Source organism: Gordonia sp. (in: high G+C Gram-positive bacteria) (assembly GCF_052106715.1).
GTDB lineage: Bacteria > Actinomycetota > Actinomycetes > Mycobacteriales > Mycobacteriaceae > Gordonia.
Map to the genome: position 1 here is coordinate 12268 of NZ_JBQEDL010000011.1, position 24105 is coordinate 36372.

Consider the following 24105-nt stretch of genomic DNA (forward strand, 5'->3'; position numbering starts at 1 on the left):
GATGGTCCCGGGCACAGGATCGTTTCACTGCACTGCGGTCATCGCCCGCCTACTTGGCGGTCGCGATACCCAGCGACGGGAAGAAGAAGCACGTCGCGTCGCCCTTCTTCACGGTGCCGTAGATCGCGGAAAGGACAGTGCCGGAGCCGGTGTCCACGAGGCCACCGCGGACTCCGTTGGAGGGGAGAAGGTTGAGTGCAGTCTTGAGTGGTGCAACCGCGGGGCCGGTGACGGCCTCCGGCAGGCCCGCTTCGCTGATTCGTTTCTCCACAGCGTCCACGATCACGTCCGTGATCCCGCCCATCGGCGCCCCCAGTCCACCCTTGAACGTGTTGACGTTGAACCACGCGACCCGCATGCCGGACTTGTCTCCGGAGTCGTTAATCACGCCAACAGGCACGAATCCATAGAGAATCTCACCCTTCTTCACCGCGTTAAGGTCGTGTTCCTTTCCGAGAAGATCCTTGATGGTCAAATTTCCATCCTTGATCCCCAGCAACGGGGTATCCGGGAGGCCTGGCGTCGTAGGACCGGCAACCGCACCGCCAACCGCCAGCGGGAACGAAAAGTCGGTACAGGCACCGATTGTCGGAGTGAACGGAGTGATCCCAAGCTTATTGAGAACCTCGTTCGCGGCCGCAATGCCGTCGACGACGGCTGCGGCGTCGTTCGGCTGCGGCTGAATCGAGTCCAGCGCGGCCTTCGCGGCGACGCCGTTGGTGGCAGGCGCGGCCTGGGCGACGGGTGCGCCGATGGCCCCGCCGAGGAGAGCGGCAGATGCTGCCACAGCGGCAAGTGCGAGACGGATCTTCATGGGAACTCCTGATCATGGGAGAGACGGGGCAGAAGTGACACTTGCCATAACTTAAGCACCACCGGTTATCAGGTTTCTCTTAAATACGTCGATTAGTCCGTTCAGAGGACATTGCGGAGAATCAGCCGTTGAGCCGGACCCGCATGCCACGACCACCGTGCCCGACCCGAGTCCAAACTGAATCTATGGCATAGTGGCTCGCGGCACTGAAACACGTTCTAGTTCTGTTGCTCGGTTTCGGAACGAAGGGGTGAACCGATGAAATCGTCACGCCGTGACCTCGTCTCGCTGCTGCCGGCGTCCGGACGGCTCCCCGACGTCAAGGTGCCGAGTGGCCACCTCGTCGACCTCCCCGGACGAGGCACCACGTTCGTCACCGACAGCCGCGGCCCCGACCCGGACGCACCGGCGATCCTGTTGCTGCACGCGCTGTCGACCACCGGTCTGCTCACCTGGTTTCCGAGCATCCCCGCGCTCGCTAAACGCTTTCGCGTCATCACCATGGACCAGCGGATGCACGGCCGGGGCATCCAGTCGTCCGAGTTCTCCCTGCGCGACTGCGCAGACGATGCGGTGGCCGTTCTCGACGCCCTCGACATCGACCGGGCGATCGTCGCCGGATACTCGATGGGATCGCTGATCACACAACGCGTGTGGCGCCAGCATCCCGTCCGTGTCGGCGGGCTCGTGCTGTGCGCAGGCACCGACCAGTTCCAGACCACAGTCACCGAACGACTCTTCCACCAGGGCATGGGTGCCTCGTTCAGCCGTCTTCGACGCGGCGCACCGACCGTTGCCGACCTGAAGGCCGAACCGCTCGACCCGAACGACGACCTCCGTCGGTGGGCGATCACCGAGTTCCGGTCCACCCGACCGCTCGCTGTCGGTCGTGCCCTCGCAGCTATCGGCAAGCATCACACCAAGCCGTGGGTTCATGAGATCGACGTTCCGACCGCCGTCGTCATCCCGTTACGCGACAAGGCGATCCCGCCGGAACGTCAGCGCGCGATGGCCCAACGCATTCCGGGCGCGACCGTCCACGAGGTGGACGCCGGGCACTCCTGCTGCGTGATGCGCGCCGACCTGTTCGTCCCAAAGCTCGTCGAAGCGACGAACACCGTCCTCGCACGATGGGCCGAGAAGGAGCAGGCGTGAACTCACCGAAGATCGCCGTCATCACCGGAGCCTCGCGAGGCGCAGGCAAAGGGATCGCACTCGCGCTCGGAGCAGCAGGTGCCACCGTCTACGTGACCGGCCGCACCACCGCCGAGACCGACGCGGACCTGCCGGGCACCGTCGCCCAGACAGCTGACGAGGTCACCCGGCGCGGTGGCACCGGCATCCCGGCGGTCGTCGACCACTCCGACGACAACCAGGTCGCGGCCCTGTTCCGGCGAGTACGCGATGAGCACGGACGCCTCGACATCCTCGTCAACAACGCCACCACCATCCCCAAGGCACTCACCCGAAAGGGCCCGTTCTGGGAGAAGCCGCTATCGCTCACCGAGATGTTCGACGTCGGGATGCGCTCGGCCTACGCGGCGACCTACTACGCGGCACCGCTGCTCGTCGCCAACGGATCCGGACTGGTGGTCAACACCTCGTCGTTCGGCGGCAGTTGTTACATGCACGGCCCCGCGTACGGCGTCGGGAAAGCCGCGATCGACAAGATGGCGCACGACATGGCCGTCGACTTCAAACCGTTCGACGTCGCGGTCATCTCGCTATGGATGGGACTCCTCAAGACCGAACGCACCATGGCAGCGTTCGAGGCCGCGCCCGCGATGTACGAGGGGCTCGCGGCATCGGCCGAGTCAGTCGAGTTCCCTGGCCGCATCATCGCCGCACTCTCGAAGGACGAACATCTGATGGACCGCACCGGGCGAGTCCTGATCGGCGCCGAGATCGCCCAGGAACTCGGCGTGACGGACGTCGACGGCAATCAGCCGCCGTCGCACCGACCGTTTCTCGGCGACCCGCCGACCTTCAGCGGCGCCGTCGTCGACTAACTCTGCGAGAGATCGTCCGCCGCCGCGACCTCGACCTTGAGTCGCTCCAGTTCCTCCGGGAAATGCTCGACCATCGTCTGCGGATTACGCACGCTCTCCTCACAAGCGATGATCCCAACGTGCACGACGCCGTTGTTCGACAGCACGGTGATGTTGAGCCCGGCACCGTGGAACACCGGCCCCAACGGGTACATACCCAACACCTGCGCACCCAGGAAGTACAGCGGGACCGGCGGTCCCGGAACGTTTGAAATGACGAGATTGTGTACGACGGGGTGCTTCTCTGCGAGACGTAGACCCGCGTATGCACGAACAGCCAGACCGAAGACCCTTGGCGCAGCGAATTCGGCCCAGTCCTGCAACATGTCCGCCGAGATCGCCTTGTTGTGCTCCTTGGCGTTCCGATTGTCGTCGGCTACCCGGCGAAGCCGCTCGAGCGGATCGTCGATGTCGGTACCCAGACGCGCGAACAGCGACGACACCTTGTTGGCGCCGACTTCGCGCGACGACTCCTCGCGCACCGAGACGGGCACTGAGGCGAGAAGCGGCTCGTCAGGTAGTTCCCCGCGCTCCTCGAGATAGCTGCGGAGCACACCGCCTGCAATGCTCAGCACGATGTCGTTGACCGTCGCACCGGTCGCGCGACGCACCTCTTTGATGTCCTCGAGTCTCATATCGGCGATCGCGATGGTGCGGTGTCCGGTGATGGTCCCGTTGAACGAGGTCCGAGGTGCCGTCAGCGGAGCCGCCATCGCGGTCCCCTGGCGGGCGCGGTCGATCGACTGAGTGATCATGCCGATCGACGCCGGAACCAACTTCGGAATCCCGAGCGGCCGCATCAGCGTCTCGACGACACCGCGACCGAGCAATTCCAGACCGCCTGGCGCACGCGAGTGCTTCGGCGGATGGTCCGGGACCAACGCCGGTGCGTCCGGCTCGAGGCTGCACAGGTAAGAGATCAGATTCGAGCCCGACGCGCCGTCGACCGTCGCGTGATGCATCTTGGAGAACACCACAAGCTTCTCGACGCCGTCGACGTCGCGATAGCCCTCGATCAGCACCATCTCCCACAACGGACGGCTGCGATTCATCGGCTGACCGGCGAGATGACCACAGACCTCCATCAACTCGGCATATCCCGCAGGCTGCGGCAACGCCATCCGGTGGAAATGGTGGTTGATGTCGAAGTGATCGTCACGCACCCACACCGGATGCCCGACGTCGAGCGGTACGCGTCGCACCTTCCGCGTGAACTGGTCGACCTTCTTCACTCGTGAGTCGAGAAGATCCCGCATCGTCGAGAATGTATAGCCGCCGGGCACCGTCGCGGCGTCGAGCACTATCAGCCCGCACACGTGCATCAGTTGCTCTGGAGTCTCCAGGTACAGAAAGCTTGCATCGAGGCCGCTCAGACGATCCATGAGGAACAGAATACAACAGGAATTAGAACGTGTTCTACTATCGCCGAGAGTCCTCGCCAGCCTGCGATTTCGCGTCACCACCGGCGCAGGACATAACTATGCGTCCTACGCGCCGGCGGCGCCTCGGTGTTAAGTGGAGGCATGGCCACCCGCTATCAGAACCTCGCATACGGCGACGCCGCGCGAGCCCGTCAACACGCAGTGACAGGTGCAGGAACGCCAGGACCCGAGATCACCGACGACGGACCTCAGGAGCTGACCTCTCGTGAGCTCCGCATGCTCACCGACGCTTTCCAGTTCCATCTGGCCACCGTCACCGAATCCGGCTGGCCGTACGTGCAGTACCGCAGCGGCCCAACCGGATTCGTCCACCATCTCGGTGGCAACAAGATCGCATTCGCCGACTTCCGCGGCAACCGCCAGTTCGTGTCGACGGGCAACATCGACGCCGACGGCCGAGTCGCCCTGTTCGTCGCCGACTACCCGCTCCGGAAGCGGCTGAAAGTCTTCGGTCGCGCCGTCGTCTCGGACGACCCCGATCTCCTCGACCGCCTGCGCCACGTCGACGACGGCATGATCTCGGCTGTCTGCGAGCGAAGCATCGTCATCGACGTCGAAGCGTTCGATTGGAACTGTTCACGCAGTCTCGTCCCGCAATACACCGACACCCAGGTCCGCGAACGCGTACAGCCCTACATCGACCGCATCTCTGCGTTGCAGGCCGAGGTGGCCGCGCTGAAAGCGCAGCTCGACTGAGCCCAGCTCGTTCGATGGTCGAGCACGGTGGTCGCGACACCACCTCCGGGACTACCGTCAACGCATGGCGGTGATCTACGACGCGACCCTGTCCCCATCGAAAGAAGAGTTGATCCGCGATTTTCTCGACAGTGCCGGCCTCGCCCGAGGCGACGTCGAACGCCTCGCCGCCTACCGATTCGACGACCCGGAGGGCGAAGTCGGCATCGAGGCGCACATAGTCGCGCGCGGCGGACGCATCTTCCATGTCCCGCTGACCTATCGCGGCGCTCCTCTCGACGGCGCGACACCCGTCGGCACCATGGAGCACTCTGTACTCGGTCGCCGATGGGTGTACGCGGCCGCCGATGACCCGGTCGCGCTCGACGCGTATACCCGCGCCCTCCACAACGCACAAGGCCAGGCTGCGCTCGAAGCCCACCGTGCAGACGGAACCGTCGAGCCGATGGCGACGACGATGGCGCTGATCGTCGTCGGAGAAGCGGAGCTCGAGTCGACACTGCACCTGACCTACGACGTGGGCACCCCCGCGACAGGGCACACGACTCTCGTTGCCACCTGGGCCGACGAGTCGGTGGTGGTCGCCGCCCTCGACTGACGAGGCCGACACCCGCGGACGCGCCACCACGTTTCATTCGCGGTAGAACCACACTCCCCGGATGATCACCCAGATCGGCACGACGACCTTCGGGCCCACGTCGTCCCTTCGCGACCAGTCAGGCAGCGATCAGACGCCGATCAGCTTGCCACCGAGGTACTCGACGACCTTGTCCAAGGCCACTCGCTCCTGCGTCATCGTGTCGCGTTCACGGATCGTGACCGCCTGGTCATCGAGGGTGTCGAAGTCGACGGTGACGCAGAACGGCGTGCCGATCTCGTCCTGACGGCGGTACCGCTTGCCGATGCCCTGCGCGTCGTCGAACTCGACGTTCCAATACTTGCGCAGTTCCGCCGCGAGATCGCGCGCCTTCGGCGACAGCTTCTCGTTGCGCGAGAGCGGGAGCACGGCAGCCTTGACCGGCGCCAGACGACGATCCAGTTTCAAGACCGTGCGAGTATCGGTGCCCCCCTTGGCATTCGGAACCTCTTCGTCGGTGTAGGCGTCGACGAGGAATGCCATCATCGATCGACCCAGCCCGGCAGCGGGCTCGATGACGTACGGCGTGAATCGTTCGCCGGTCGCCTGGTCGAAGAACGACAGGTCCTCACCGGACGCCTTGCTGTGCGTCGACAGGTCGTAGTCGGTCCGGTTGGCGACGCCCTCGAGCTCGCCCCACGGGTTGCCGCCGAAGCCGAACTTGTACTCGACGTCGACGGTCCGCTTGGAGTAGTGCGACAGCTTCTCGGCCGGGTGCTCGAACAGACGCAGATTCTCGGGGTCGATGCCCAGGTCGACGTACCACTGCAGTCGGGCGTCGATCCACTCCTGATGCCACTGCTCGTCTTCGCCCGGCTTGACGAAGAACTCCATCTCCATCTGCTCGAACTCGCGGGTGCGGAAGATGAAGTTTCCCGGCGTGATCTCGTTACGGAAGCTCTTGCCGATCTGCGCGATACCGAACGGCGGCTTGCGGCGCGACGTGGTCATCACGTTCTTGAAGTTGATGAAGATGCCCTGCGCGGTCTCCGGGCGAAGGTAGGCAAGGCCGTCTTCGTCGGCGACCGGTCCGAGGAACGTCTTGAGCAGACCCGAGAACGCCTTCGGCTCCGTCCACTGCCCCTTGGTGCCGCACTCGGGGCAGCCGACCTCCGACATCGGAACCGTGTCCGGGTCGTCGATGCCCTTCTTCAATGCATACGCCTCTTGCAGATGATCCTGACGCTGACGCTTGTGACAGTTGGTGCATTCGATCAGCGGATCGGTGAACACGTCGACGTGGCCAGACGCCTCCCACACGCGACGCGGCAGGATGACCGATGAGTCGAGACCCACGACGTCCTCACGTGAGGTGACCATCGTGCGCCACCACTGTCGCTTAATGTTGTCCTTCAACTCAACGCCGAGCGGGCCGTAGTCCCAGGCAGAACGGGTACCGCCGTAGATCTCACCGCAGGGGTATACCAGACCGCGCCGCTTGGCGAGGTTGACGACAGCATCGACTTTGGACTGGACAGCCACGGTTAACTGATCTCCACGTGTGTAGGGGTTAGGGAATGCATGCGTTAAGGGTTCGTTTACAGGGTAGTCGGTGGTCGAGACATCGCGCCGATCGCATGCGTCATGCCTGAATGCGCAGTGTCATCCGAACGTCCGAATCGCGAAGAATTGTCGTAGGCGCGTCATAGATTCATCGCACCGGTCAGGCAGTGGGCCCGGCCGGACCTCTCCCAAGGAGCCCCCGATGAAGATCTCGACCCGCCTCGCCGTCGCCGCCGTCGCAGCAACCACCGCGCTCGCCCCCGCGGCCGCCGTCGCTTCCGCCAACCCGAGCGAGCCGACTGCCGGCGACACCGTTCGGTACATGTTTTACAGCGACTACCAGTACAACGAGTCGCTCACCTACTTCGACGCCAACAGCGAGATCCAGACGATGGAGAATCCGAAGTTGCCGTCATACTCCGGTGAAGAGGGTTGGTACAGTGGGTCGCTCACGGTCACCTCACGCTCCACATACCAACTCGCGAGCAGTTCCATCCAGACCAGCGGATACCGCGCAGCATGCCGCGTGTACGTGAACGACACCCTCGTCTCATCCGACTCGGCGACCGGTCGCTACGCGGTCGCCCTCTGCTGACGTGTTCTACCGCGGGTCGAGCGCGAGCTCGACGAACGGGATGCCGTCGATGTCGAGTCCGGTTGCCTCTTCGATAACCCCGGAGAGTTCGGCGTAGGCCCTCGGTGATCGCTGCCGGTATCGCTCGATCACGGCACGACCCTCCTCGGCCGACAGCACGCGGGCCGTGCTCGGCCGCCGTCGGACGAAACCGATGCTGATCCAACACCGCGGTTCGGCGACGAGATTGCGGTACCACTGCGACTTGTCGCCGAACCCGGATGCAAGAACCACGTGGGCGTCGTCGGGTCGGTCGACGCACTCGAGGACGACCAACCGGTGTTCGCCCGACCTTCGACCTACGTGTTCGAGCAACAGCAGGCGTCCACCGAACACGAAGCCGAACCCCGCACGGAAAAGCGGGATCGGCGATCTGACCAGCCATCGCGTCTGCAGGAGTCGCGCACCGATGACCATGCCTCGACTCTAGTGCCGCCTCGTCTGCAGCGGGCCCTCAGTCGACGTCGTCGCCCGCCGCCTCCCTGCAAAATGAAAACCAATTCCCATAAGATGTGGGGTATGACTACCCCGACCGCGCCCGCAGCCCTCGTCGGCGACCACTCCGCACACTCAGCCGCCAGCGATCTGCTGCGCGCACTGTCAGCACCCGCCCGCGTCGCGATCGTGCTGAGCCTGCAGGACCGGGCGATGTGCGTGCACGAACTGGTCGACGCCCTGCACCTCAATCAGCCCCAAGTCAGTCAGCATTTGAGTGTGTTGAAGCGTTCTGGTGTGGTGGTGGGCACACGCCGCGGGCGCGAGATCGAGTACGCGCTCGCCGACGACCACGTCGCACACATCGTCGTGGACGCCCTCGTGCATGCCACCGAACGTAGGGAGGGACATCAGTGACCACCAAGCCTGCCAAGCCGGTCACCGGACAACGGTCCACCAAGCAGCGCGCCGCGATCGCCGACGTACTGTCGACCACCGACGACTTCTTGTCCGCACAGCAACTGCACGACAAGCTTCGCGACCGCGGCGAGTCCATCGGGCTGACCACCGTCTACCGGAACCTACAGGCGCTCACCGAGACTCAGCAGATCGACGCGATCTGGGACGGCTCCGGCGAGACCCGTTACCGCCACTGCTCATCCGGGCACCACCATCACCTCGTCTGCCGCGCGTGCGGGACCACCGTCGAAGTTCAGGCCGACCCGGTCGAGCGGTGGGCGTCCAAGATCGCCTCTGAGAACGGCTTCTCCGACATCACCCACACGGTCGAGATCTTCGGAACCTGCACCGACTGCGCGAAGTAGGCGAGCGAGATGGTGAGCCGTCCGCCGACCGGCATCGGCCACCAACCCACGCTTACTCGTCAACCAACGGTTGACGAAATGATGGAGTCAACCTACGGTTGACGCATGATTGATAACACTCGTCTGAATCCACCCGTCCGACTCGACGATCTGATCGAGGCGATCAAGAAGGTCCACGACGACCCTCTCGAACAGCTCAGTGACGCGGTCCTAGCGGGCGACCATCTCGGCGAAGTCGCAGACCATCTGATCGGGCACTTCGTCGATCAAGCGCGCCGACGCGGTGCCTCGTGGACTCAGATCGGTTCGAGCATGGGCGTCAGCAAACAGGCGGTCCAGAAGCGGTTCACTCCGAAGGACCCGGGCACCGCGAACGACCTCGACCCGTCGCAGGGATTCAATCGCTTCACGCCTCGCGCCCGGAACCTCCTCGCGTCCGCGCACAACCTCGCCAAGTCTGCGGGCCACCCCGAAGTGACTCGGGACCATCTGGTGCTCGGCCTCCTCGAAGATCCTGAGTCGTTGGCGATCGTCGTATTGAAGCGACGCGGCCTGGACGCCGACGAACTCGGACGATCGGTCCGCGCGACGCAGCCGACGGCGGTCGACGTTCCCGAACTCATCCCCTACGACGCCGATACTCGCAAAGTCTTGGAACTGACCTTCCGCCACGCGGTCCGCCTCGGTCACGACTACGTCGGCACCGAACACATCGTCCTCGCGCTGTACGAGCTGGAGAACGGATCGGGTCCGCTGACGAACACCGGGATCGCCCAGGAGAAGTTCGAGGCCGACGTCGTGGAGCTCCTCGACCAGTACACGCCGACGAAGGAAGGGTGAGGGTCGACCGGAGACAAAGCTAGGCGCTGCCGAAGCGGCGGTCTCGCTTCGCGTACTCGAGGCAGGCGGCCCAGAGGTCGCGGCGGTCGAAGTCAGGGAAGAGCTTTTCCTGGTAGACCATCTCGGCATAGGCGCTCTGCCACAGCAAGAAGTTGGACAGACGCTGCTCGCCCGACGGTCGGAGGAACAGGTCCACGTCGGGCATGTCCGGCTCGTCGAGGTACTTGGCGAAACTCGACTCAGTGATCCGGTCGGGGTCGATCTCCCCGCGTACCGCTCGGCGGGCGAGTTCGCGAGCCGCGTCGACGATCTCCGCGCGGCCACCGTAGTTGACGCACATCGTGAGCGTCATGACGGTGTTGTCCTTGGTGAGTTCCTCGGCCACTTCGAGTTCTTTGATGACGCTGCGCCACAGACGCGGACGCCGACCCGCCCAGCGGACGCGGACGCCCATCTCGTTCATCTCGTCCCGACGGCGACGGATGACGTCACGGTTGAAGCCCATCAGGAACTTGACCTCGTCGGGACTCCGCGACCAATTCTCTGTCGAGAACGCGTATGCCGACAGCCACTGCACGCCCATCTCAATAGATCCGCAGACCGCGTCCATGAGAACGGCTTCGCCGCGCTTGTGCCCTTCAGTCCTGGGCAGTCCCCGCTCCTGCGCCCACCGGCCGTTGCCGTCCATGACCAGCGCGACGTGCTTCGGCACGAACTCCGCCGGAATGCTCGGCGGAGTCGCGCCGGACGGGTGAGGGTCGGGCGGTCGTACCGATCGCGTCGGAATCTGATCGGCAGACGAAGCGCGGGAGAATCGGGCCATCAGACAACCTGGTCTTCCTGCGCCACCAACCTGTGCGGCGCATGTCGTTCGATGAGCGGCAGCGTCCGGAGCTGACGCTCCAGGTGCCATTGCAGGTGAGCAGCAGTCAGGCCCGTCGCCTGTCGTCGCTGCGAATCGGTGGCCGCCGCGACCTGATCCCACTCGCCGCGGGCAAGGGCATCCATCAGGTCGAGGACTCCGACGGACGGCGTCGCCGCACCCGCCGGCCGACAGTGCACACACACCGCGCCGCCCGCCGACACGTGAAACGCCCGATGCTGCCCCGGCTGGGCACACCGTGCACACACGTCGAGCGCAGGCATCCACCCGGCGGCCGACATGGCGCGCAGCAGGAACGCGTCGAGGATCCACTGCCGATCACGGCGGTCTTCGGCCAGCGCTTCGAGCGCACCGACCGTCAACCTGTGCAGTTGTCTGGCAGGAGCACGCTCCTCACCTGCCAGACGTTCAGCGGTCTCCAGCACCGCACACGCCGTCGTGTACCGACCGTAGTCGGAGGCGATGTCATCGGAGAACGCGTGCAGACTGTGTACCTGGGTGACGATGTCGAGGTTGCGGCCCGGATAGAAATGGACGTCGACGTGTGCGAACGGCTCCAGACGTGCACCGAACTTGGACCGGGTCCGCCGGACGCCCTTCGCCACTGCACGCACCAGTCCGTGCTCGGCCGTGAGGAAGGTGATGATGCGATCGGCCTCGCCCAGCTTATGCTGGCGCAGCACCACCGCCTCATCGGAATATAACCTCACTGACACATTCTCTCACCGGGCCCCGACAAACGGTGGACCGACTCGCGTCACGTCGTCGTGACGAAGTCGATCAGCTCGGCGGCGACGCGCCCGGGCTGATCCTCGGGCACTAACGTCCACGAGTCGTCAATCTCCACGAGGCGCGCCTCCGGGAACTCGTCCGCCATCCGACGCGCATGCTCTATCGGCATCATCCGGTCTTCCACCGCCCAGAGCAGCAGAACGGGGCGGTCGAAGCGGACGACCTTGGAATGCCAGTCGTTCAGAATGCGCTTCGACGGCGAGCCGTTCACGAACTTCGCGAGGTCACGTCGAATCGCAGAGTCTCGCCGCGCGGGTTCGAACCAGTCGTCCATCATCTCGTCAGGCAGACGGCTTTTTGCCAGCCCGCCATACGCAGCGGTCCCGTGCCGGAACAGCGCCGTCCGGGTGATCTGCATGAGCAGCCAGGAGCCGCCCGGCACTCGACACAGTGCGGCCGCAGGTCTGGCGGGTTTAGGCGGGAAGTTGTCGTAGGCCTCGCAGGATGCGAGTACGAGGCGCGCCAGCCGGTGATCGCGACCCTCCGAGACGATGAACTGGCCGCCGCCCCAGTCGTTCAGAACGAGGGTCACCTCGTGGAGGTCGAGCGCGTCGAGAAAGTCGGCGATCAGATTCGCGACTCCTGCCTGCGACAGATCGGCGTCCGGGTGCATGGGACGGCGATGTGCGCCCAACGGCCACGTCGGAGCGATGCACCGGAACCCATCGAGCAGCGGGATCACGGCCCGCCACTGCGTCTCGTTCATCAACAGCCCGTGGCCGAACACCAGCACCGGCCCGTCACCGCCGGTGTCGGTGTACTCGATCGGGCCTGCGGACAGATCGATGAAGGGCATGTCCCTACCGTGCGCGCTCGTTACGCCGCTGTCCAGGGGCGTTCCCGACTCACGGCGAACCTTCGACCTCCGATGGCGCTCGGCCCCGCGCAGCCAACCGACGGGCGAGTCTAGAAACCCAAGCGACCCAGCTGTTTCGGATCACGCTGCCAGTCCTTGGCCACCTTCACGTGCAGGTCGAGGTACACCCTGGTGCCCAGCAGACGCTCGATCTGGCCGCGGGCGACGGTGCCGACTTCTTTGAGCCGTGCACCCTTGTGCCCGATGACGATGCCTTTCTGGCTGTCGCGCTCGACGAACAGGTGCGCGTAGACGTCGACGATCTCCGAATCCTCACGCGGGACGACTTCTTCGATGACGACGGCCAACGAATGCGGAAGCTCGTCGCGCACACCTTCGAGCGCGGCTTCGCGAATGAACTCGGCCATCAGGACCTGTTCGGGTTCATCGGTGAGTTCGCCGTCCGGATAGAACGCGGGTCCCTCCTCGCAGAGCGAGACGAGGACGTCCGAGAGCGTGTCGAGTTGGCGGCCCGACTTGGCCGAGCACGGCACCACTTCAGCGCCGGGCCCCATCAGCTTCGACAACTCCATCAGCTGGGTCGCGACTTTCCCGGGCCCCACCCGGTCGATCTTCGTGACGACGCCGACCTTGCGAGTCTTCGGTGCGACACTGCCCACCTGTTCGATGATTCGACGGTCGCCGGGGCCGATCGCTTCGTCTGCGGGGATGCACACACAGATCACATCGACTTCGGAGTAGGTGTCGCGCACGAGGTCGTTGAGTCGCTGACCTAGCAGGGTCCGAGGGCGGTGGAGCCCCGGAGTGTCTACCAGAATGAGCTGAGCGTCCGGCCGGTTGACGATCCCGCGGATGGCGTGCCGCGTGGTCTGCGGACGATTCGACGTGATCGCGACCTTGTCGCCGACGAGCGCATTCGTCAATGTCGACTTACCAGTGTTCGGCCGACCGACGAAGCAGACGAAACCCGAGCGGAACTCGGGTTGCGTCGACGTGGGGTTGCTCAAGCGGACTCTCCGATCGATGTGTCGTGGTTCTGGTGCAGCGTATCGTCCTCGCCCCACTCCTCGCGGCCGCCGTCCACCGACGGCTTCTTGCCCCGTCGGACGACGACAGTCGTGATCCGTTGCCGCCCCGACTTGGTCGGACCGCCTTCGGCAGTCAACTTGAGCCCGTGCGACCTCACCTTCGCGCCTGGCAGCGGGACGCGCCCGAGTCGCAGACCGAGCAGGCCACCGACGGTCTCGACCTCGTCGTCATCGATCTCGATGTCGAAGAGCTCGCCCAGATCCTCGACGGGCAGTCGCGCCGACACTCGGTACTTGTCCTCGCCCAGCTTCTCGATCGGAGCCACCTCATCGGTGTCGTACTCGTCGGAGATCTCGCCGACGATCTCCTCGAGAACGTCCTCGATCGTGACCAGCCCCGCGATGCCGCCGTACTCGTCGACGAGGAGCGCCATGTGGTTGCGTTCGGCCTGCATGCCTTCGAGGACGTCGTCGAGCGGCTTCGAGTCGGGAACGAACTGTGCTTCCCGCATCACGTCGCCGACGTCGAAACCTGCGACGGTCAGTTTCGGCAACATCTTCTCGACGAGATCCTTCAAATAGACGACACCGACGATGTCGTCGGGGTTCTCACCGATGACGGGGATCCGCGAGTGCCCGGACCGGACGGCCAGACTCATCGCCTGGGTCGCGGACTTCTCGGCCTCGATCCACACCATCTCCGGGCGCGGCACCATCACCTCACGGGCGTTGGTGTCGCCGAGGTCGAACACGGACTGGATCATGCGTCGCTCGTCGTCGTCGACCACACCCTGCTCCTGCGCCAGATCCACCACTTCGCGGACTTCCACTTCGGTGGCGAACGGGCCGTTGCGGAAGCCCTTGCCGGGAGTCAGTGCGTTACCCATCAGGATCAAGACACGAGTAACCGGACGCAGTACCACCCCGATCGCCGTGAGAACGGGTGCCGCGATCAGCGAGATCGAGTACGCGTGCTGGCGGCCCAGTGTGCGTGGACCGACACCGACCGCCACGTAGGACACGAAGGTCATGGCGAAGATGGTGACGAGCAATCCCCAGCCCGTCCCGAGACCGTCCACGGCGATCACGGCGACGAGACCGATCGCGGCGGCTTCGCAGAACACGCGGAGCAGGACGGCCAGGCCGACATAGGTGGCCCGTTGCTCGAGGACGACGCGGAGACGTTTGGCGCCGCCGCGCTCGTCTTTGACCATATCGTCGACGCGGGCCGCAGACACGGTCTGCAAGCCGATGTCGATGGCCGCGAAAACCCCCGCGACGAATGCCAGCCCAGCGGCCGCGACGAGGAACACGATATCTCGCATCAGGTCAGCGCCCGCCCGTGCCGTCCGCGAATCCAGTGTTCCGGAGCAGTCTGGCGTCGCGCTCGGCTTGATCCTGGAGACGGACGCGGTCGTCACGCGCGGAGTACCAGTCGACGATGATCTGTCCCTGCAACCCGAACATCTCCTTCTCCTCGTCCGGTTCCGCATGGTCGAATCCGAGGAGATGAAGAACCCCGTGCACCGTGAGGACGGCGACCTCGTGTTCGAAGCTGTGCCGCTGGCTCTTGGCCTGGTCCGCCGCGAACTCGGGGCAGATCACGATGTCGCCGAGCATTGCCGGGCCGGGATCAGCGGCGTCGGGTCTCCCGCCCGGTGTCAGTTCGTCCATCGGGAAACTCATGACGTCGGTCGGCCCTGGCAGATCCATCCACTGCACATGCAGGTCGGCCATGGTCTCCGAGTCGACGAGCGTGATCGACAGTTCGGCACCGGGGTGGACTTCCATCCGGGCCATCGCAAAACGTGCGGCTTCGATGACCAGGTGTTCGGGCACGTCGACACCCGATTCGTTGAACAGTTCGATGCTCACCGGCGATGTCCTCCGTCTGATCGGCGCATGCCGTCACGTCGGGCGGCGCGGTTCCCGCGCGCGTCTCCGGATACCGCTCGACCCTCCGCTTCCTCGGCGCGCCCGTATGCGTCGACGATGTCGGCGACGAGTCGGTGTCGAACCACGTCCGAGCTGGTCAATTCGGCGAAGTGGATGTCGTCGATGCCGTCGAGGATGCGCGCGGCGACGCGCAGTCCGCTCTTGGCACCGCCCGGAAGGTCGATCTGCGTGGCGTCGCCGGTGACGACCATCTTGGCACCGAATCCGAGGCGGGTGAGGAACATCTTCATCTGCTCGCCGGTCGTGTTCTGGGCTTCGTCGAGGATGATGAACGCGTCGTTGAGGGTCCGGCCGCGCATGTACGCCAGCGGCGCGACCTCTATGACGCCCGCCTCCATGAGCTTCGGGATCGCCTCCGGATCCATCATGTCGTGCAAGGCGTCGTACAGCGGGCGTAGATACGGATCGATCTTCTCGCTGAGCGTGCCGGGCAAGAAGCCCAACCGCTCCCCCGCTTCGACGGCGGGCCGCGTCAGGATCACTCGGCTCACGTCTTTGTTCTGCAGAGCCTGAACGGCTTTGGCCATCGCGAGGTAGGTCTTGCCGGTGCCCGCGGGTCCGATGCCGAACACGATCGTGTTCTTGTCGATGGCGTCGACGTAGTGCTTCTGGTTGAGGGTCTTTGGCCGGATCGTCTTGCCACGCCGTGACAGGATGTCCAGGCTCAGCACTTCGGCGGGCGACTCGTTCGACGCGGAAAGGATCGACAGGCTCTGTCGGACGAGGTCCGGAGTGAGCGTCGTCCCGCCGCGCACCACTTTGACCAGTTCGGCGATGACCCGCTCGGACGCCGCCACATCGGCGGGTGCTCCCTTGAGCGTGATCCGATTGCCGCGGACGTGGATGTCCGCGGGAAGTTGCGCTTCGAGGGTCCGCAGGTTGACGTCTGTCGCGCCGAGTAGTCCCACTGCCAGGTCTTGCGGGACTTCGATCTTCGAGGTTGCTGCCGCGTCCGCGCGATCGCGGCTCTCCTCACTCATTCGGCCCGTCACTCACTAATTCCGTCACTCCTTGACATTCGTCTGGACTCCCGCACGCGCGGGTACAGTTTGCATTCTATCGTCGGACAGATCGGACGCCATCGGTGATTAAATCCCCAGTACACGCAGGGTCTTCCTCGTGGCGGCTGACGTCGGGTCGACGAAGGCGTCGTGGCCTTCGCCTGGCACCTCGTACAGGACTGCCGACTGACCGCGCGCGAGGGCGTCGGCGACGTATCGCCTACTCATCTCGATCGGCACAGACTCGTCGTCGCAAGTGTGAATCACCGCGACCGTCGAGTCGAACGGCGGCTGCTCGGACGGCGACGCCTCCCGGTAGCGGTCCGGGATCTGCTCGAACGGCGCGCCCATCAGTTCGACGACGGTCGGTCGGTCGTACGCTCCGGTCTCGGTGAAGTCGAGTACCGGCGACTGCGCGATCACTGTCGCGAACGTGAACAGTTCAGTGACCCCGCGCAGTCGGGCGGCCGCGTAGACGGCGAGCTGTCCGCCGGCCGAATGACCGACGACGGCGGCGTTCGCGTGGTCGACAGCAACCTCGGCCGTCGCGAGCCGGTCGGAGACCGGACCGTCGAGCGCGCCGATGGCGGCCAGGACGTCGCGGCCGGTCGTCGGCCAGCCACCTGCGTCGTCTCCGACTCTGCGGTATTCGACGTTCCACACGACGGCTCCACGCTGCGCGAGCAGTCGGGCGAGGCCGGTATAGACGACGAGCGAGTACTCGGTCGACCAGTAACCGCCGTGGACCAGAACCACAAGCGGTGCAGGCCGCTCGGCCTGCGCAGACGGAAGGTACAAGTGGCCGTAGTTGCTCGGTGCGTCCCCGTAGGGAATCTTGAGGCGACGCACTGCTCAGCGACGCCAACGGTCGGTGACCGCGCCCAGGGCGCCGAGCGCGACCGCACCCGCCGCGGCCGTCCGCAGCACTTCGGGACCCAGGACGACCGACCGTCCGCCGAGCGCTGTCAGATCGGCGATCTCGACGGGGTCGAGCCCGCCCTCGGGTCCGACCACCAAGATGATCTCGGGCCCGCCGCCGAACTCGAGCGAGCGGAACGGCGTCGCCCCCTCTTCGTGCAGCAGCGCGACCGTCCCCCCGTCGCCGACGACGCGTGCGCACCGCTCGCGCACGTCCGTCGTGGTCGCCAGATCGGCTATCTCCGGGATCCACGGGCGACGCGCCTGTTTGGCCGCCGTCGCGGCCACCGACCGCCACTTGTCGACTCCCCGCTCGGCCTTCGATCCCGCCCAGCGTGCGACGCACCGTGACGCCTGCCACGGCACGATCGCGTCGACGCCCGCTTCAGTCATGAGGTCGACGGCCAGCTCGCTTCGTTCGGACTTCGGCAACGCCTGCACGACGGTGACGAACGGCTTCGGGCGGGTCACGAACTCAACCCGCCCGACGCGCACCGTCAGCCGATCCTTGCTCGGTGTACCGAGCACTTCGCAGTCGGCGAACGTACCGCGTCCGTCGCCGAGGATCACCGTCTGACCACGCTTGATACGCGTGACGGTGACCGCATGTCTGCCCTCCGAGCCCGTCACCATCGCCTGGTCACCGGCGGCGGCGATCTCGTCGACCCAGAAGAGCGGCGGGGTCATCGGCCTGCGAAAGCGTTGCGCAATTTGGAGAAGAGTCCGCCGGACCCGGCCGACTTCGACGTCGTGCTGACCAGTTCGACGTCGTCGTCGATCGCTTCGCGCAGACTGTTGAGCAGTTCGGTCTGGGTGGGATCGAGCCTGCGCGGCACGACCACATCCAGGTGTGCGTGCAGGTCGCCTCGCATCCCGGTGTTCAGGTGCGGCATGCCGTGGCCACGCACCTTGACGACCGCTCCCGGTTGGGTACCCGCATCGACGACAACGGTCGCGACGCTCCCGAGGACGGTCGGCACCTCGATCTCGGTTCCGAGCGCGGCGTCGGCCATCGGGACTCGGACGGTGCAGTGCAGGTCGTCGGCGTCGCGAACGAACACGTCGTCGGACGCTTCGCTGACCTCGACGTAAAGGTCGCCCGCCGGTCCGCCACCAGGACCGACTTCGCCCTGCCCGGTCAGACGGACACGCATGCCCTCCTGGACGCCCGCCGGAATCTTGACCGTGAGGGTGCGACGCGACCGGACCCGTCCGTCGCCGCCGCACTTGAGGCACGGATCGGGGATCGTCTCGCCGACGCCGTGGCATTCGGGGCATTCGCGGACGGTCATGACCTGGCCGAGGAACGAACGCTGTACCGCTTGGATTTCACCCGCGCCCTTACAGGTCGCGCACGTCACAGGCTTGGAGTCGTTCCGCGTGCCCGACCCGGTGCACGTGTCGCACAACACTGCCGTATCGACGGTGATCTCCTTGCGCGCGCCCTCGGCGATCTCGTCGAGATCGAGCGTGACACCGACCAGGGCGGCTTCACCTGGGCGGACGCGTCCACGTGGGCCGCGACCGCCGCCGAAACCGCCGCCTCCGCCGCCGCCGAAAAAAGTCTGGAAGATATCACCGAGACCTCCCGAGCCGAACGGGTCGCCGCCGAAGCCACCCTGCCCGGGCCCCGCGAGGGGATCGCCGCCCGCGTCGACGACTCGGCGCTTCTCCGGGTCCGACAGCACCTCGTAGGCGGTCGTCACCTCTTTGAACCGGTCCTCTTCGCCTGGATTGACGTCCGGATGCAGTTCACGAGCGAGCTTTCGGTACGCGCGCTTGATCTCTTGATCGGTCGCGCCCCGAGGGACGCCCAGAGTTCCGTAGTAGTCACGAGCCACAGTGAATACAGTCCTTACGCTTCACATAGTTCCATCGGTCGGCGTGATCTCTTCGACCAGCCGGTTCTCGTTCGACCAGCTTCGCTTGGCCGGTAAGTCTTCATCGGTCGGCGAGTACCTCGCCGACGTATTTCGCAACCGCTGCCACCGACGCGATTGTTCCCGGGTAGTCCATCCGAGTGGGTCCCACCACACCGACGCTGCCGAACACAGTGCCCGAAGCACCGTACCCGGTAGACACCACCGACGTGTTGCGCAGGTTCTCCGTGTTCGTCTCCTGACCGATCTGAACGGTCACCTGGCCGGTGCGCTGGGTGTGCGCGAGCAACTTGAGGACGACGACCTGCTCCTCGAGTGCTTCGAGCACGCTGTCCATGCCGCCGGTCGCAGGCGTGAAGTCCGCAGCCGCCCGCGCCAGATTCGACGTTCCGCCCAGCACGAGTCGGTCTTCGCCGCGTTCGACGAGTGTCTCCACCAGTACGGTCGCGACCGTGACGACGGGCTCCTGCAGGCTCGGCGGAGCTTCGGAGGCCAGTTCGGCCACGGCCACGGACGCGTCTTCGAGCCGTTGGCCGTCGAGCGCCTGCGAGAACATGGTTCGCAGTCGAGCGAGCGTGTCGTCGTCGATGGCCTCATGCAGTGCCACCATCCGCTGCTCGACTCGGCCGGTGTCGGTGATGACGACGAGCAGCATGCGCGACGGACTGAGGGCGACGATCTCCAGGTGTCGGACCCGCGCCGTCGACAGCACCGGGTACTGGATTACCGCGACCTGGCGGGTGAGCTGAGCGAGGAGCTTCACGCTGCGGCGGAGCACGTCGTCGAGGTCGACGCCGGAGTCCAGGACCGACAGGATGGCGCGGCGCTCGGCCGATGACAGCGGTTTGATCTCGCTGATCCGGTCGACGAAGAGCCGGTATCCCTTGTCCGTGGGGACGCGGCCCGAACTGGTGTGCGTCTGGGTGATGTACCCCTGCTCTTCGAGGACGGCCATGTCGTTGCGGACGGTCGCGCTGGACACGCCGAGCTGATGTCGGTCGACGAGCGCCTTCGACCCGATCGGTTCCTGACTGTCCACGAAGTCGGTGACGATGGCGTGGAGAATCTCAAAGCGACGGTCATCTGTTACCGACACGGGGCGCCTCCTCGCGCTGTATGAATACAGTGGACTTCGACCATTCTACGAAACCGGCGGAAAGACCAGGCGGGCGATGATCTTCAAAGGGGTTCACGAGGGCAGGCCGTACCCCGATCACGGTCTCTCCCCGCGTGATTGGGCCAAGATTCCGCCTCGGCAATTTCGTCTCGATCAGCTGACCACCGTGACGACGGTGCTCGCTCTCGACAAACTGCTCGCCGAGGACTCGACGTTCTACGGCGACCTGTTCGCACACATCGTCCAGTTCGAGAACGTGATGTACCTGGAGGACGGCCTGCACCGCGCCGTCCGGTCGGCGCTACGGAACCGGCCGCTGATCCACGCTCGCCTGTTTGACCTCGACGACCATCTCGCGCGATTCGGCGCCGTGCCCGGCGCGGATGATTCGGGTGTCGAGACGACGGCTCCGCTGCAACCGGTGTCCGCGCCGTTCGCGGGAACGGCCCGTCGTGCTCGGAGAGCCGGAGCGCACCGCCTCCCGGAGTGAGGGGTGACCGGCCTCCACCAGATCGGATGAGCCGACCTCGTCGAAGTCAGTCCAAGATGTCGCGGACTACGCCGTCGGCCAGGAGCCGCCCACGGTCAGTGAGGACGTAGGCGTCGTCGATCCACTCGAGCAGGCCGGACACGGTGGCGACGTCGGCGCGTGCCCGTTCGCGCTCATCGAGCACGTCGGCGGCGAGCCCCTCGCGCATCCGCAAGCGCAGCATCACCGCTTCGGTGTGCATGTCCTCGGCGCTCAGGATCTCCTGGCCCGCGACAGGCAGCGCTCCGTCGGCGAGTGACGCGGAGTACGTCGCCGGATGCTTCTGATTCCACCAGCGGACGCCGTTCACATGCGAGTGCGCACCGGGTCCGATGCCCCACCAGTCGTCGCTACGCCAGTACATCTCGTTGTGCCTGCAGGCCGAGTCGGGTTCGGGTAGTCCGGAATCTACTTGCGCACGAGCCCAATTCGACACCTCGTACCAGGTGAGGCCTGCCCGCCGAAGCCGCTCGTCCAGCATCTCGTACCGGGAGGCAAGGACATCGTCATCGGGAATCGGCACCTCACCACGACGGACCTTACGAGCGAACGCAGTGCCGTCCTCGACGATCAGCGCATAGGCCGACACATGGTCGACCGGTACCGACAGCACCGCGTCGATCGACGCGGCCAGGTCGGCATCGGACTCACCGGGCGTCCCGTAGATCAGGTCCAGGTTGAGGTGCTCGAAACCGGCGTCGGCCGCCTCCCGGGCGGCCTCGAGCGCCCGCCCCGGCGTGTGCGTGCGGTCGAGTACGGACAGTACGTGCGGGGCCGCCGATTGCATGCCCAGAGAGATGCGGGTGTAGCCCGCCGCGCGCAGGGTCGTGAAGAACTCGGGCGACGTCGACTCCGGGTTGGATTCGGTGGTCACCTCCGCCCCGGGTGCGAGATCGAACGAGTCACGAACAGCATCGAGGAGGTCGGCGAGCCCGTCCCCGCCGAGCAACGACGGTGTCCCGCCCCCGACGAAGACCGTGGAGACCTTCCGCACTGGAGAGAGCAGCCCCGCAGCCGCGTCGAGTTCCCTGCGGACGCTCTCCATCCACGACTGCGGCGATGACGACGACCCGAGTTCGCCCGCCGTGTAGGTGTTGAAATCGCAGTAACCGCACCGCGTCGCGCAGAACGGGACATGCAGGTACAGACCGGATGGACCGGTGCCGACGGAGCCAAGCGCTGCCAGAGCCTGTTCGGAGAGCGGCTCGGGAGCCTGTCGATTCACCACACCCCCATGATGCACGGTGGTCTCGACTCCACTCGACCCGCGGACGGCGGCCCCCAGCAGGTGTAGCGCCCGACACACACCACCGCACAAGGGTTTAAATCTCACCGTGAGCGAAAATATTCCCAAGTAGACGACTTACGTCGGCTCGTGGCATGATGGACCTCGTGACTTACCCTGGAGTGTGGCTCGCCGAACGGCGGCACATCGATCTCAAGCGCGTCAACAGCGCATTCTGTCGGCTCTGACCGACGATCGCTCCGGCATCGCCGCCTAGTCGCGGCGCGCCGAGTTCACGTCACTTCACCCTGAGTAACAGCCCACCGTCGTGCTGCCGTGTCCGCAGCATGCCATCAGGAGATCCGATGACGCTCACATCAACCGAGTCGGCCGAGCAGAAGCCTGCCGCCGCGCCGCCCAAGCGGGCGCGCCCCACCAAGCGAAAGTCCGAAGGTCAGTGGGCCCTCGGCTACCGCACCCCACTCAATCCCAACGAGCAGTCCAAGCGAGACGACAACCCGCTCAACGTGCGACGCCGCATCCTGGACATCTATTCGAAGGTCGGATTCGACGGCATCGACAAGGCCGATCTCCGCGGCCGCTTCCGCTGGATGGGCTTGTACACGCAGCGCGCCGACGGATACGACGGCACCTACAGCCACGACGACAACATCGACATCATCGAAGCGCCGTACTTCATGATGCGGGTGCGCACCGACGGCGGGCAGCTCACGATTCCGCAGGTCCGCGCCCTGGCCGGTATCTCGCGCGACTTCGCCCGCGGCACCGCGGACGTCACCGACAGACAGAACATCCAGTACCACTGGATCGAGATCGAAAATGTCCCGGAGATCTGGCGGCGCCTGGAAGAAGTAGGTCTCGAGACCACCGAGGCATGCGGCGACTGCCCGCGCGGCATGCTCGGCTCCCCCCTCGCCGGACTGTCCGTCAACGAGGTTCTCGACGCCAGCCCCGCACTCGCCGAGATCAAGCGCCGCTACATCGGCAACCCCGAGTACTCGAACCTGCCGCGTAAGTTCAAGACGGCGATCTCGGGTCTGCAGGACGTCGTGCACGAGATCAACGACGTCAGCTTCGTCGGTGTCGAGCACCCCGAGCACGGTCCCGGCCTCGACCTATGGGTCGGCGGCGGCCTCTCGACCAATCCGATGCTCGCGCAGCGGGTCGGCGCGTGGATCCCGCTCGACGAGGTCCCGGACGTCTGGGAAGGTGTCGTCGGCATCTTCCGCGACTACGGCTACCGCCGGCTACGCTCCAAGGCGCGCCTGAAGTTCCTCATCAAGGATTGGGGCATCGAGAAGTTCCGCCAGGTCCTCGAGGACGAGTATCTGCACCGCAAGCTGATCGACGGCCCAGCCCCGGTCGCGCCGAAGCATCCGATCGACCACGTCGGCGTCACGAAGCAGAAGAATGGCAGAGTCGCGGTCGGCTTCTCCGCCGTGTCCGGCCGACTCTCGGACACCGTCCTCGACGCGGTAGCCGACTCCGCGGAGAAAGTCGGCAGCGACAGCGTCCGACTCACCCCGTACCAGAAGCTGGTCGTGGTGAACGTCCCCGACGATAAGGTAGCCGAGCTCGACGCCGCTCTGTCGGCCGTCGGACTGCAGTCGCGCCCGTCCAACTGGCGACGCAATCTGATCGCCTGCACCGGCCTCGAGTACTGCAAGCTCTCCTTCACCGAGACCCGTAGCCGCTCGCAGCAGTTGGTGCCGGAACTGGAGACCCGGCTCGCCGAGCTCAACGAGGGACTCGACGTGCCGATCACCATCAACTTCAACGGCTGCCCCAACTCGTGCGCCCGAGTGCAGGTCGCCGACATCGGCCTCAAGGGCCAGTTGATCGACGACAACGGCACCCCCGTCGAAGGCTTCCAAGTGCACCTGGGAGGCAGCCTCGGCAACGACATCGGATTCGGTCGCAAGCTGCGTCAGCACAAGATCTACGCGTCCGAGGCCAACGAATACATCGAGCGCCTGGTCCGCAACTTCATCGCGGACCGCACCGACGGCGAGCGCTTCGCCGAGTGGGCGACGCGGGCCGACGACGACAAACTCAGGTAGGGAAG

At 65.4% G+C, this 24105-nt stretch carries 26 protein-coding genes; 10 read left to right on the plus strand and 16 right to left on the minus strand.

Going from position 1 to position 24105, the window contains the following annotated elements; translation table 11 throughout:
• Nucleotides 1-49: 49 nt before the first annotated feature.
• Nucleotides 50-814: a hypothetical protein gene (locus tag ACTIMF_RS07515; protein WP_442349655.1), complete on the minus strand. Its 765-nt coding sequence runs from the start codon at nucleotides 812-814 to the stop codon at nucleotides 50-52.
• A 258-nt stretch (nucleotides 815-1072) separates the two neighbouring features.
• Here ACTIMF_RS07515 and ACTIMF_RS07520 point away from each other — a divergent pair, with 258 nt between their 5' ends.
• The gene (locus ACTIMF_RS07520) at nucleotides 1073-1969 is read left to right on the plus strand and encodes an alpha/beta fold hydrolase (RefSeq protein WP_442349656.1); all 897 of its coding nucleotides are present in this window, start codon (nucleotides 1073-1075) and stop codon (nucleotides 1967-1969) included.
• A complete protein-coding gene (locus tag ACTIMF_RS07525; protein WP_442349657.1) occupies nucleotides 1945-2823 on the plus strand; it encodes an SDR family NAD(P)-dependent oxidoreductase in 879 nt (292 codons plus the stop codon). Before ACTIMF_RS07520 ends, ACTIMF_RS07525 begins: the two co-directional genes overlap by 25 nt.
• Here ACTIMF_RS07525 and ACTIMF_RS07530 read toward each other — a convergent pair.
• Nucleotides 2820-4244, minus strand: coding sequence for a WS/DGAT/MGAT family O-acyltransferase (locus tag ACTIMF_RS07530; RefSeq protein WP_442349658.1), 1425 nt, complete (start codon nucleotides 4242-4244; stop codon nucleotides 2820-2822). The genes ACTIMF_RS07525 and ACTIMF_RS07530 overlap by 4 nt on opposite strands.
• A gap of 141 nt (nucleotides 4245-4385) precedes the next feature.
• On the opposite strand from ACTIMF_RS07530, the gene ACTIMF_RS07535 reads away from it, so the two are divergent.
• Nucleotides 4386-5000, plus strand: a complete 615-nt coding sequence (locus tag ACTIMF_RS07535) for a pyridoxamine 5'-phosphate oxidase family protein (RefSeq protein WP_442349659.1) — start codon at nucleotides 4386-4388, stop codon at nucleotides 4998-5000.
• Between the two features lie 64 nt (nucleotides 5001-5064).
• A complete protein-coding gene (locus tag ACTIMF_RS07540) occupies nucleotides 5065-5598 on the plus strand; it encodes a maltokinase N-terminal cap-like domain-containing protein (protein ID WP_442349660.1) in 534 nt (177 codons plus the stop codon).
• A 129-nt stretch (nucleotides 5599-5727) separates the two neighbouring features.
• Here ACTIMF_RS07540 and ACTIMF_RS07545 read toward each other — a convergent pair whose 3' ends face one another.
• Nucleotides 5728-7119 carry a glycine--tRNA ligase gene (locus ACTIMF_RS07545; RefSeq protein ID WP_442349661.1) on the minus strand — a complete coding sequence of 464 codons (1392 nt, stop codon included), beginning with the start codon at nucleotides 7117-7119 and terminating at the stop codon, nucleotides 5728-5730.
• A 223-nt stretch (nucleotides 7120-7342) separates the two neighbouring features.
• Here ACTIMF_RS07545 and ACTIMF_RS07550 point away from each other — a divergent pair, with 223 nt between their 5' ends.
• Complete coding sequence (locus ACTIMF_RS07550) at nucleotides 7343-7735, plus strand: hypothetical protein (RefSeq protein ID WP_442349662.1); 393 nt, start codon at nucleotides 7343-7345, stop codon at nucleotides 7733-7735.
• 6 nt (nucleotides 7736-7741) lie between these two features.
• On the opposite strand, the gene ACTIMF_RS07555 is transcribed toward ACTIMF_RS07550, so the two are convergent.
• Nucleotides 7742-8191 carry a nitroreductase family deazaflavin-dependent oxidoreductase gene (locus tag ACTIMF_RS07555; RefSeq protein ID WP_442349663.1) on the minus strand — a complete coding sequence of 150 codons (450 nt, stop codon included), beginning with the start codon at nucleotides 8189-8191 and terminating at the stop codon, nucleotides 7742-7744.
• Nucleotides 8192-8293: 102 nt separating this feature from the next.
• Between ACTIMF_RS07555 and ACTIMF_RS07560 the strand changes: the two genes are divergently transcribed.
• The 3 genes from ACTIMF_RS07560 to ACTIMF_RS07570 all read left to right on the plus strand — a co-directional run bounded on the left by ACTIMF_RS07560 (nucleotide 8294) and on the right by ACTIMF_RS07570 (nucleotide 9873).
• Nucleotides 8294-8626, plus strand: coding sequence for an ArsR/SmtB family transcription factor (locus ACTIMF_RS07560; protein ID WP_442349664.1), 333 nt, complete (start codon nucleotides 8294-8296; stop codon nucleotides 8624-8626).
• Complete coding sequence (locus tag ACTIMF_RS07565; RefSeq protein WP_442349665.1) at nucleotides 8623-9033, plus strand: Fur family transcriptional regulator; 411 nt, start codon at nucleotides 8623-8625, stop codon at nucleotides 9031-9033. The genes ACTIMF_RS07560 and ACTIMF_RS07565 overlap by 4 nt, the downstream gene beginning before the upstream one ends.
• 105 nt (nucleotides 9034-9138) lie before the next feature.
• Complete coding sequence (locus ACTIMF_RS07570; protein ID WP_442349666.1) at nucleotides 9139-9873, plus strand: Clp protease N-terminal domain-containing protein; 735 nt, start codon at nucleotides 9139-9141, stop codon at nucleotides 9871-9873.
• Between the two features lie 19 nt (nucleotides 9874-9892).
• Here ACTIMF_RS07570 and ACTIMF_RS07575 read toward each other — a convergent pair whose 3' ends face one another.
• From ACTIMF_RS07575 to hrcA, 11 genes are all read right to left on the minus strand, one after another.
• Nucleotides 9893-10696 (minus strand): isoprenyl transferase, encoded by an 804-nt coding sequence (locus tag ACTIMF_RS07575; RefSeq protein ID WP_442349667.1) that lies wholly within the window; start codon nucleotides 10694-10696, stop codon nucleotides 9893-9895.
• Nucleotides 10696-11466 (minus strand): DNA repair protein RecO, encoded by a 771-nt coding sequence (gene recO, locus ACTIMF_RS07580; RefSeq protein WP_442349668.1) that lies wholly within the window; start codon nucleotides 11464-11466, stop codon nucleotides 10696-10698. Before recO ends, ACTIMF_RS07575 begins: the two co-directional genes overlap by 1 nt.
• A gap of 47 nt (nucleotides 11467-11513) precedes the next feature.
• Nucleotides 11514-12344, minus strand: a complete 831-nt coding sequence (locus ACTIMF_RS07585) for an alpha/beta fold hydrolase (RefSeq protein WP_442349669.1) — start codon at nucleotides 12342-12344, stop codon at nucleotides 11514-11516.
• 110 nt (nucleotides 12345-12454) lie between these two features.
• Complete coding sequence (gene era / locus ACTIMF_RS07590; RefSeq protein ID WP_442349670.1) at nucleotides 12455-13372, minus strand: GTPase Era; 918 nt, start codon at nucleotides 13370-13372, stop codon at nucleotides 12455-12457.
• Nucleotides 13369-14721, minus strand: a complete 1353-nt coding sequence (locus tag ACTIMF_RS07595) for a hemolysin family protein (RefSeq protein ID WP_442349757.1) — start codon at nucleotides 14719-14721, stop codon at nucleotides 13369-13371. The genes era and ACTIMF_RS07595 overlap by 4 nt, the downstream gene beginning before the upstream one ends.
• A gap of 1 nt (nucleotide 14722) precedes the next feature.
• Complete coding sequence (gene ybeY / locus ACTIMF_RS07600; RefSeq protein WP_442349671.1) at nucleotides 14723-15268, minus strand: rRNA maturation RNase YbeY; 546 nt, start codon at nucleotides 15266-15268, stop codon at nucleotides 14723-14725.
• Nucleotides 15265-16329, minus strand: coding sequence for a PhoH family protein (locus tag ACTIMF_RS07605; protein WP_442349672.1), 1065 nt, complete (start codon nucleotides 16327-16329; stop codon nucleotides 15265-15267). Before ACTIMF_RS07605 ends, ybeY begins: the two co-directional genes overlap by 4 nt.
• Nucleotides 16330-16437: 108 nt before the next feature.
• Nucleotides 16438-17199 carry an alpha/beta hydrolase family protein gene (locus ACTIMF_RS07610; RefSeq protein WP_442349673.1) on the minus strand — a complete coding sequence of 254 codons (762 nt, stop codon included), beginning with the start codon at nucleotides 17197-17199 and terminating at the stop codon, nucleotides 16438-16440.
• Nucleotides 17200-17202: 3 nt separating this feature from the next.
• Nucleotides 17203-17955: a 16S rRNA (uracil(1498)-N(3))-methyltransferase gene (locus ACTIMF_RS07615; RefSeq protein WP_442349674.1), complete on the minus strand. Its 753-nt coding sequence runs from the start codon at nucleotides 17953-17955 to the stop codon at nucleotides 17203-17205.
• Nucleotides 17952-19109, minus strand: coding sequence for a molecular chaperone DnaJ (gene dnaJ, locus ACTIMF_RS07620; protein ID WP_442349675.1), 1158 nt, complete (start codon nucleotides 19107-19109; stop codon nucleotides 17952-17954). Before dnaJ ends, ACTIMF_RS07615 begins: the two co-directional genes overlap by 4 nt.
• A gap of 100 nt (nucleotides 19110-19209) precedes the next feature.
• Nucleotides 19210-20244 carry a heat-inducible transcriptional repressor HrcA gene (gene hrcA, locus ACTIMF_RS07625; protein WP_442349676.1) on the minus strand — a complete coding sequence of 345 codons (1035 nt, stop codon included), beginning with the start codon at nucleotides 20242-20244 and terminating at the stop codon, nucleotides 19210-19212.
• A gap of 76 nt (nucleotides 20245-20320) precedes the next feature.
• On the opposite strand from hrcA, the gene ACTIMF_RS07630 reads away from it, so the two are divergent.
• Nucleotides 20321-20755 carry a type II toxin-antitoxin system VapB family antitoxin gene (locus tag ACTIMF_RS07630; protein WP_442349677.1) on the plus strand — a complete coding sequence of 145 codons (435 nt, stop codon included), beginning with the start codon at nucleotides 20321-20323 and terminating at the stop codon, nucleotides 20753-20755.
• Between the two features lie 46 nt (nucleotides 20756-20801).
• On the opposite strand, the gene hemW is transcribed toward ACTIMF_RS07630, so the two are convergent.
• Nucleotides 20802-22022, minus strand: a complete 1221-nt coding sequence (hemW, locus tag ACTIMF_RS07635) for a radical SAM family heme chaperone HemW (protein ID WP_442349678.1) — start codon at nucleotides 22020-22022, stop codon at nucleotides 20802-20804.
• Between the two features lie 362 nt (nucleotides 22023-22384).
• Here hemW and ACTIMF_RS07640 point away from each other — a divergent pair, with 362 nt between their 5' ends.
• On the plus strand, nucleotides 22385-24100 hold the full coding sequence (locus tag ACTIMF_RS07640) for a nitrite/sulfite reductase (RefSeq protein ID WP_442349679.1): 1716 nt from the start codon (nucleotides 22385-22387) through the stop codon (nucleotides 24098-24100).
• Nucleotides 24101-24105: the final 5 nt, after the last annotated feature.